Consider the following 7,651-nt stretch of genomic DNA (forward strand, 5'->3'; position numbering starts at 1 on the left):
TCGCCCCGAAGCCGCGCTCCCGGCCGGCCAGCGCATAGGCCACGGCGAAGACCGCCGCGGCCCCCCCCCCCCCCCCCCCCCACGGGGGGGCGTTCGGTGGCGGCGCGGCGCTCCGCCACCCGCATGGACCGCGCCCGGCCGCGCTCCCCGGCGGCCCGCCGCACGATGGAGGCATGAGGACTTCCCCCGCTCTGCGTGCCGCCGCCCTCGCCGCCACCGCCACCGTGCTGCTGCCCCTGGCCGGCTGTTCGGACGACGGAGGCGGGGAAGGGTCCTCGACGCCCACCGGGGCCTCGACCGCCTCGCCGACCGCCACCGCCGACGAGCTGGCCTCGCAGAAGCTGGAGTGGTCCCCCTGCCCGCCCCCGAACACGGCCCAGGGCGGCGGCGAGTCACCGTCCCCGCTGCCCGGCGGTGTGGTGTGGGAGTGCTCCTTCATGGACGTACCGCTCGATTACGCGGAGCCGGACGGCCGCACGATCGAACTGGCGCTGGTCCGGGCCAGGGCCAAGGACCAGCAGCGGCGGATCGGGGCGCTGGTGTTCAACTTCGGCGGGCCCGGCGCGTCCGGCGTCGCGACGCTGCCCGCGTTCGGCACCGAGTACGACAAGCTCCGTACCCGCTACGACCTGGTGAGCTTCGACCCGCGCGGGGTCGGCCGCAGCGAGGGCGTCCAGTGCGCGGACGACGCCCAGTTGGACGCCTTCTACCAGGAGGACTCCACCCCGGACGACCCGGCCGAGGAGAAGCAGTTCGTCCAGGGGCAGAAGGACTACATCGCGGACTGCAAGGAGAACTCCGGCCCCGAACTGCCCTTCGTGGGCACGACGAACGCGGCCCGCGACATGGACCTGATGCGCACCGTGCTGGGCGACGACGAACTGCACTACTTCGGCATCTCGTACGGCACCGAGCTGGGCGGCGTGTACGCCCACCTCTTCCCGGACAAGGTCGGCCGGGCGGTCTTCGACGCGGTGGTCGACCCCACGAAGGACGCCGAGCAGTCCTCCATCGGCCAGGCCGAGGGGTTCCAGCTCGCCCTGGACAACTTCACGAAGGACTGCGCGGAGCGCGACGACTGCGCGCTGCCCGGGGCCACCCAGCAGGAGGTCGAGCAGTTCATCGCGGATCTACTGGCCGAGTTGGAGGAGGAGCCGATCGACGGGCTCGGCGACCGGACGCTGACCCAGACGCTGGCCACCACGGGCATCGCGTCCGCCCTCTACTCCAAGGAGACCTGGCCGCTGCTGGAACAGGGCCTGGACGAGGCGGACGGCGGGAACGGCGGGCTGCTGCTCGCGCTGGCCGACTCGCTCAACGGTCGCTCGGAGGACGGACGGTACGACAACTCCAACGCCGCCAACATCGCCATCAACTGCGCCGACAGCAAGCAGCGGTTCTCCCTGGCGCAGACGAAGGCGGCCCTGCCCGCCTTCCGCAAGGCGTCCCCGCTGTTCGGGGACTACCTGGGCTGGGGCCTGATGAGCTGCACCGGCTGGCCGGTCGCGGGCGCCTGGGAGACCCCGGACGTCAGCGCCCCCGGGGCCGCGCCGATCCTCGTCATCGGCAACACCGGTGACCCGGCCACCCCGTACGCGGGCGCCAAGGCCATGGTCGAGAAGCTGGGCAAGGGCGTCGGCGTCGAGCTGACGTACGAGGGCGAGGGGCACGGGGCGTACAACAGCAAGGACGCGTGCGTGCAACGGGCGGTCGACGGCTATCTGTTGAACGGTACGGTGCCGAAGTCCGGCACGGTCTGCGGCTGACCGCCCGGAAAAGGGGCCCCGGGGGGGGGGGGGGGGGGCGGGGCCCGGGGCGGGGGGGGGGCTCGCCGCTCATCTGATTGCAGTGACGGGCGTACGGGAGCGGCACAGGGTGCCGCTCATCTGCTCCCGGTTGCGGCCTCACCCCGGTCCGTGACGAACGCGGGTGGCGGGGCCGGGCCCGCACCGGGGCGACGTGGGCCGTACGGGGTCGGCCGCAGACACCCGTACGGCCCACGTCGGCGTCCAGGACTCCCCGGTCGGCACCGCGTCCGCGCACGCCGCAGCGTGTGCGGTGCTGGTCGTGCCCTCGCCGCCGCCGGTCGATCCCGCGCGGGGGAGGGCCTTCGCCCGTAGCCTGGAAGAGGCGGATCCCGGGGTGCTCAGCGACTGCCTGCGGCGTCCCGAGGCGTCCGGATCCTGAAATCCGGGGTCCGAATCGGGCGTGATTCACGCCACCCTTGATCGGGGTTGCGCTCAGATGAGCGAAAAGTGGCTGGCTGCACTTCTGGAAGACGTGGCACTCAGTGCCACCCTCTTGTCTTCGAGAAGTGGACTCACCTGCTCCGCACTCCGCTCAAGTGAGCGGCTATGGTCAAGTTTCGGCCATGCCGCCTTCAGGAGGTGAAGGCAAGGATTCCCGCGTCGCGGCCGGGCGACCCTTTCGATCTGCTGGCGGACGGGTGGTTGCGGCCGCATGACGACCAAGTGGACGTACCCATACACCTTCGATCTGGGTATGTTCCTCGCCGTCAGGGCAGCCACCGCGTCCTCGAGGAGTCGAGACCCGTGTCGGAAAACAAAGATCCCCAGAAGTTCGTCTACGACTTCACCGAGGGCAACAAGGATCTGAAGGATCTTCTGGGCGGCAAGGGCGCCAACCTCGCCGAGATGACCAACCTCGGGTTGCCCGTCCCTCCGGGCTTCACGATCACCACCGAGGCCTGCAAGGTCTACCTGGACAGCGGTGACGCGCCGACCGCGCTGCGCGACGAGGTGAGTGCGCACCTCAAGGCGCTGGAAGAGCGCATGGGCAAGCAGCTCGGCCAGGCCGACGACCCGCTGCTGGTCTCCGTCCGCTCGGGCGCGAAGTTCTCCATGCCCGGCATGATGGACACGGTCCTGAACATCGGCCTCTCCGACGCCTCGGTCGCCGGTCTCGCCACCCAGTCCGGCGACGAGCGCTTCGCCTGGGACTCCTACCGCCGCCTCATCCAGATGTTCGGCAAGACCGTCCTGGGCGTCGACGGCGACCTCTTCGAAGAGGCCCTGGAGGCGGCCAAGCACGCCAAGAAGGTCAGCATCGACACCGACCTCGCCGCGGCCGACCTCAAGAAGCTCGTCAAGCAGTTCAAGAAGATTGTCCAGGACCAGGCCGGACGCGAGTTCCCGCAGGACGCGCGCGAGCAGATGGACCTCGCCATAAACGCGGTCTTCGACTCGTGGAACACCGACCGGGCCAAGCTCTACCGTCGCCAGGAGCGCATCCCCGGCGACCTCGGCACGGCCGTCAACGTCTGCTCGATGGTCTTCGGCAACCTCGGTCCCGACTCCGGCACGGGCGTCGCCTTCACCCGCGACCCGGCCAGCGGCCACCAGGGCGTCTACGGCGACTACCTCACCAACGCGCAGGGCGAGGACGTCGTCGCCGGCATCCGCAACACGGTGCCGCTCGCCGATCTGGAGTCGATCGACAAGAAGTCGTACGACCAGCTCATGCAGATCATGGAGACCCTGGAGAACCACTACAAGGATCTCTGCGACATCGAGTTCACCATCGAGCGCGGCCAGCTCTGGATGCTCCAGACCCGGGTCGGCAAGCGCACCGCCGGTGCCGCCTTCCGCATCGCCACCCAGCTCGTGGACCAGGGCCTGATCGACGAGGCCGAGGCCCTCCAGCGGGTCAACGGTGCCCAGCTCGCGCAGCTGATGTTCCCGCGCTTCGACATCGAGGCGAAGACCGAGCTGCTCGGCCGGGGCATCGCCGCCTCGCCGGGTGCCGCCGTCGGCAAGGCCGTCTTCGACTCGTACACCGCGATCAAGTGGTCCCGCTCCGGCGAGAAGGTCATCCTGATCCGCCGCGAGACCAACCCCGACGACCTCGAAGGCATGATCGCCGCCGAGGGCATCCTGACCTCGCGCGGCGGCAAGACCTCGCACGCGGCGGTCGTGGCGCGCGGTATGGGCAAGACCTGTGTCTGCGGCGCCGAGGACCTGGAGGTCGACACCAAGCGCCGCCGGATGACGGTCGGCGGCACCGTCATCGAGGAGGGCGACCTCGTCTCGATCGACGGCTCCACCGGCAAGGTCTACCGGGGCGAGGTACCCGTCGTACCGTCCCCGGTCGTCGAATACTTCGAGGGCCGGATGCACGCCGGGGCCGACGACGCCGACGAACTGGTCGCCGCCGTGCACCGGATCATGGCGTACGCGGACCGGGTCCGCCGGCTGCGCGTACGGGCCAACGCCGACAACGCCGAGGACGCCCTGCGCGCCCGCCGCTTCGGCGCCCAGGGCATCGGCCTGTGCCGCACCGAGCACATGTTCCTCGGCGAGCGCCGCGAGATGGTCGAGAAGCTGATCCTCGCGGACACCGACGACGAGCGCGAGACCGCTCTCGCCGCACTGCTCCCGCTCCAGAAGGCCGACTTCATCGAGCTGTTCGAGTCGATGGACGGGCTGCCCGTCACCGTACGGCTGCTCGACCCGCCGCTGCACGAGTTCCTGCCCGACATCACCGAGCTGTCGGTCCGCGTCGCGCTCGCGGAGTCCCGCAAGGACGCCAACGAGAACGACCTGCGTCTCCTCCAGGCGGTGCACAAGCTGCACGAGCAGAACCCGATGCTGGGCCTGCGCGGCGTGCGCCTGGGTCTGGTCATCCCCGGTCTGTTCGCGATGCAGGTACGGGCGATCGCCGAGGCCGCCGCCCACCGCAAGAACGCCAAGGGCGACCCGCGCGCCGAGATCATGATTCCGCTCGTCGGCACGGTCCAGGAGCTGGAGATCGTCCGCGAGGAGGCGGACCGGGTCATCGCCGAGGTCCAGGCCGCCACCGGCACCGACCTCAAGCTGACCATCGGCACCATGATCGAGCTGCCGCGCGCCGCGCTGACGGCCGCCCAGATCGCCGAGGCCGCGCAGTTCTTCTCCTTCGGCACGAACGACCTGACCCAGACGGTGTGGGGCTTCTCCCGCGACGACGTGGAGGCCTCGTTCTTCACCGCGTACCTGGAGAAGGGCATCTTCGGGGTCTCCCCGTTCGAGACGATCGACAAGGACGGCGTCGGCTCGCTGGTCCGCAGCGCCGTCGAGGCCGGCCGGGCCACCCGCCCCGACCTCAAGCTCGGCGTCTGCGGCGAGCACGGCGGCGACCCCGAGTCGGTGCACTTCTTCCACGAGGTGGGCCTGGACTACGTGTCCTGCTCGCCGTTCCGCATCCCGGTGGCCCGCCTCGAGGCCGGCCGGGCCGCAGCCGAGTCCCGGGGCAGTGACAGCCGCTGACCCGGACTCACCGGTCCGGGGTGCACGAACACCCCGGATCTCCTGGGCAGGGCTGCACGAACAGCCCTGCCCACCGACCAAGGCCGCCGAGCGGCCTGCCCCTCCGGGACCGCCCCCGGAAGCCGGGCCCGGCCCTCACCGGGCGCACCGGCCCGACCGCGGCCCCGGAGCACCCAGAAGCGGCGGCACCCTGTGCGGGGCCCCCCCCGCTTCGCTTTGCGTGCGTGGAAATGACCGGCGGTACGGGGAAGTCGTCAGGAGCGCGCACCGAATGCGGCGCGAAGAATGTGGCGCAGAGCACATTGCTTTGTTTAATACGCAAAGAAATTCGGGTGACGGGCGGGAGCCGGACCGGGGTGCGGTCCATGGATCCCCACCCATGAACCGCACCCGGCTTACCCCCGTCGGGTACGGAGCCGCACCGTCGCCCACCGCCGCCGAACACACAAAGCCCCCCACGGCCTTCACGTGCTCATCCGGTGGGCACCGGATGCGTACCCGACGTCGTACAGCCTCATCGGTGAAGCGGAACGGGGCGAGGCCTTTCACTTCTGGCCGAAACCCCGTGGTGACCTCCTGTGACGGTCCGCATACCCTTCGGTGGGGGAAATTGCGGATGCAACAGGTGGGGGAGTAGTGCTGCGTATTCATGTGTCCAGGCTGGACCTTTCGCGGGTGCGGATGGCTACGAGGCCGGACGCGTTGTGGGAAACCATTCTCAGTTTTCACCGGCTCAGGGACCGGCGTGCTTCGACGGTGTTCGGAAAATGGCGTACGGAATCCCGGGCGCGGTTGAATGGTGAAGCGCAGCTGCTGGCGGCGGTCGTTCCGCCCCGCGGCTATTTCCCGGATTTCCTGACGCCCTCTCAGGAAGGCGCCGAACCCTTCGGACTCGACGTCGGAATGGAGGTGCTGCGCGACACCCCCGCCGACCGGGTCCACGCGGAGCTGGAGCTGCTGGCCGCCGGGCGTCTGCGGCAGCGGGCAGACCGGTCGGTCGGTCAGCGGGCCGCCGGAGCGGGAAGAGCGAGCGCGGCGCTGCCCGCCGCGCTCATGGAGGGCCGCGCCGAGCCGCTCGCCCGGCTCATCGGAGCCCTCCGCAGCTACCACCACGCGGCCGTCGAGCCCTACTGGCCCCACATCCGGGCCAGCATAGAAGCGGACCGGGCCGTGCGCGGCCGGGCCCTGCTGGACGGCGGGGCCGACGGGCTCCTGGGCACCCTGCCGCCGATGATCCGGTGGCGTTCACCCGTGCTGGAGGCCGACTACCCGGTCGACCGCGATCTCCACCTCGACGGGCGCGGGCTGCTGCTCCAGCCGTCCTTCTTCTGCCGGGGCACCCCCGTCGTCTACCGCGACCCGTCGCTCCCGCCGGTCCTCGTCTACCCGGTGACCAACCCCGGCGCCCCGGTCTTCGCCGAGCCGGGCCCCTGGCTCGGCCGGCTCGTCGGGCACACCCGCTCGGCCGTGCTGTCCTCCATCGGCAGCGGCTGCACCACCAGCGAACTCGCCCGCCGGGCCGGGGTGTCGCTGGCCTCCGCGAGCCAGCACGCCTCCGTGCTGCGCGAGGCGGGCCTGGTCCTGACGCTGCGCCACGGCAGCTCGGTCCTGCACACGCTGACCCCGCTCGGCGGCTCCCTGCTGCGCGGCGGAGCACCGCTCGCCCTGCCGTAGACGGTGTCCTGCCGCGGGGCCGGGCCGGGGCCGTTGTCAGTGGGCCGTGCAAATCTTCCGTCCGTACGCCGATGAGTTCCGCGCGGCCTCACCGTCTAACCATCGAAAGCGCCGGACGGAACACCGCGGGCGCCACAGGACAGAGGAAGAGGAAACGATCATGGCTCAGATGATCTTCGTGAACCTGCCGGTGAAGAACCTGGAGACCACCAAGGGCTTCTTCGAGAAGCTCGGCTACGGCTTCAATCCGGCGTTCAGCGACGACAAGACCGCTTGTCTGGTCATCAGCGACACCATCTTCGCCATGCTGATGACCGAGCCGCGCTTCAAGGACTTCACCAAGAAGGACGTCGCCGACGCCTCGACGACCACCGAGGTCATCCTGGCCCTGAGCTGCGACAGCCGCGAGGAGGTCGACCGGCTGGCGGACGCCGCCCTGGCCTCCGGCGGCTCCCCGGCGGGCGAGACACAGGACATGGGCTTCATGTACGGCCGGTCGTTCCAGGACCCCGACCACCACATCTGGGAGGTCATCTGGATGGACCCGGCAGCCGCTGCCGGAGACCAGGGCTGACCCGCGAGGGCGTGGGGGGGGGGCCCCGGGGGGCCCCCCCCCCCCCCCCGGCCCCCCCCCAAACGGGGGAACCCGCCCCAACACCCACAGAGTTAGCCCCCCCCGGGGGAAGACCCAAGCCACCCCCGCAGGGAAAAAA

Annotated in this window: 5 protein-coding genes; all 5 read left to right on the plus strand. The window is 70.6% G+C overall.

What is annotated here, in order from left to right:
- Positions 1–173 precede the first annotated feature (173 nt).
- Positions 174–1,766 (plus strand): alpha/beta hydrolase, encoded by a 1,593-nt coding sequence (locus tag JS521_RS19085; protein ID WP_205084185.1) that lies wholly within the window; start codon positions 174–176, stop codon positions 1,764–1,766.
- A gap of 163 nt (positions 1,767–1,929) precedes the next feature.
- Positions 1,930–2,187 carry a hypothetical protein gene (locus JS521_RS19090; RefSeq protein ID WP_239487507.1) on the plus strand — a complete coding sequence of 86 codons (258 nt, stop codon included), beginning with the start codon at positions 1,930–1,932 and terminating at the stop codon, positions 2,185–2,187.
- A gap of 365 nt (positions 2,188–2,552) precedes the next feature.
- Positions 2,553–5,264 (plus strand): pyruvate, phosphate dikinase, encoded by a 2,712-nt coding sequence (gene ppdK, locus JS521_RS19095; RefSeq protein ID WP_205084186.1) that lies wholly within the window; start codon positions 2,553–2,555, stop codon positions 5,262–5,264.
- Positions 5,265–5,900: 636 nt separating this feature from the next.
- Entirely contained in the window at positions 5,901–6,938 is a 1,038-nt protein-coding gene (locus tag JS521_RS19100) for an ArsR/SmtB family transcription factor (protein WP_205084187.1), read from the plus strand.
- Positions 6,939–7,098: 160 nt separating this feature from the next.
- The gene (locus JS521_RS19105; protein ID WP_205084188.1) at positions 7,099–7,512 is read left to right on the plus strand and encodes a VOC family protein; all 414 of its coding nucleotides are present in this window, start codon (positions 7,099–7,101) and stop codon (positions 7,510–7,512) included.
- Positions 7,513–7,651 lie beyond the last annotated feature (139 nt).

This window comes from Streptomyces durocortorensis (genome assembly GCF_016901035.1).
GTDB lineage: Bacteria > Actinomycetota > Actinomycetes > Streptomycetales > Streptomycetaceae > Streptomyces > Streptomyces durocortorensis.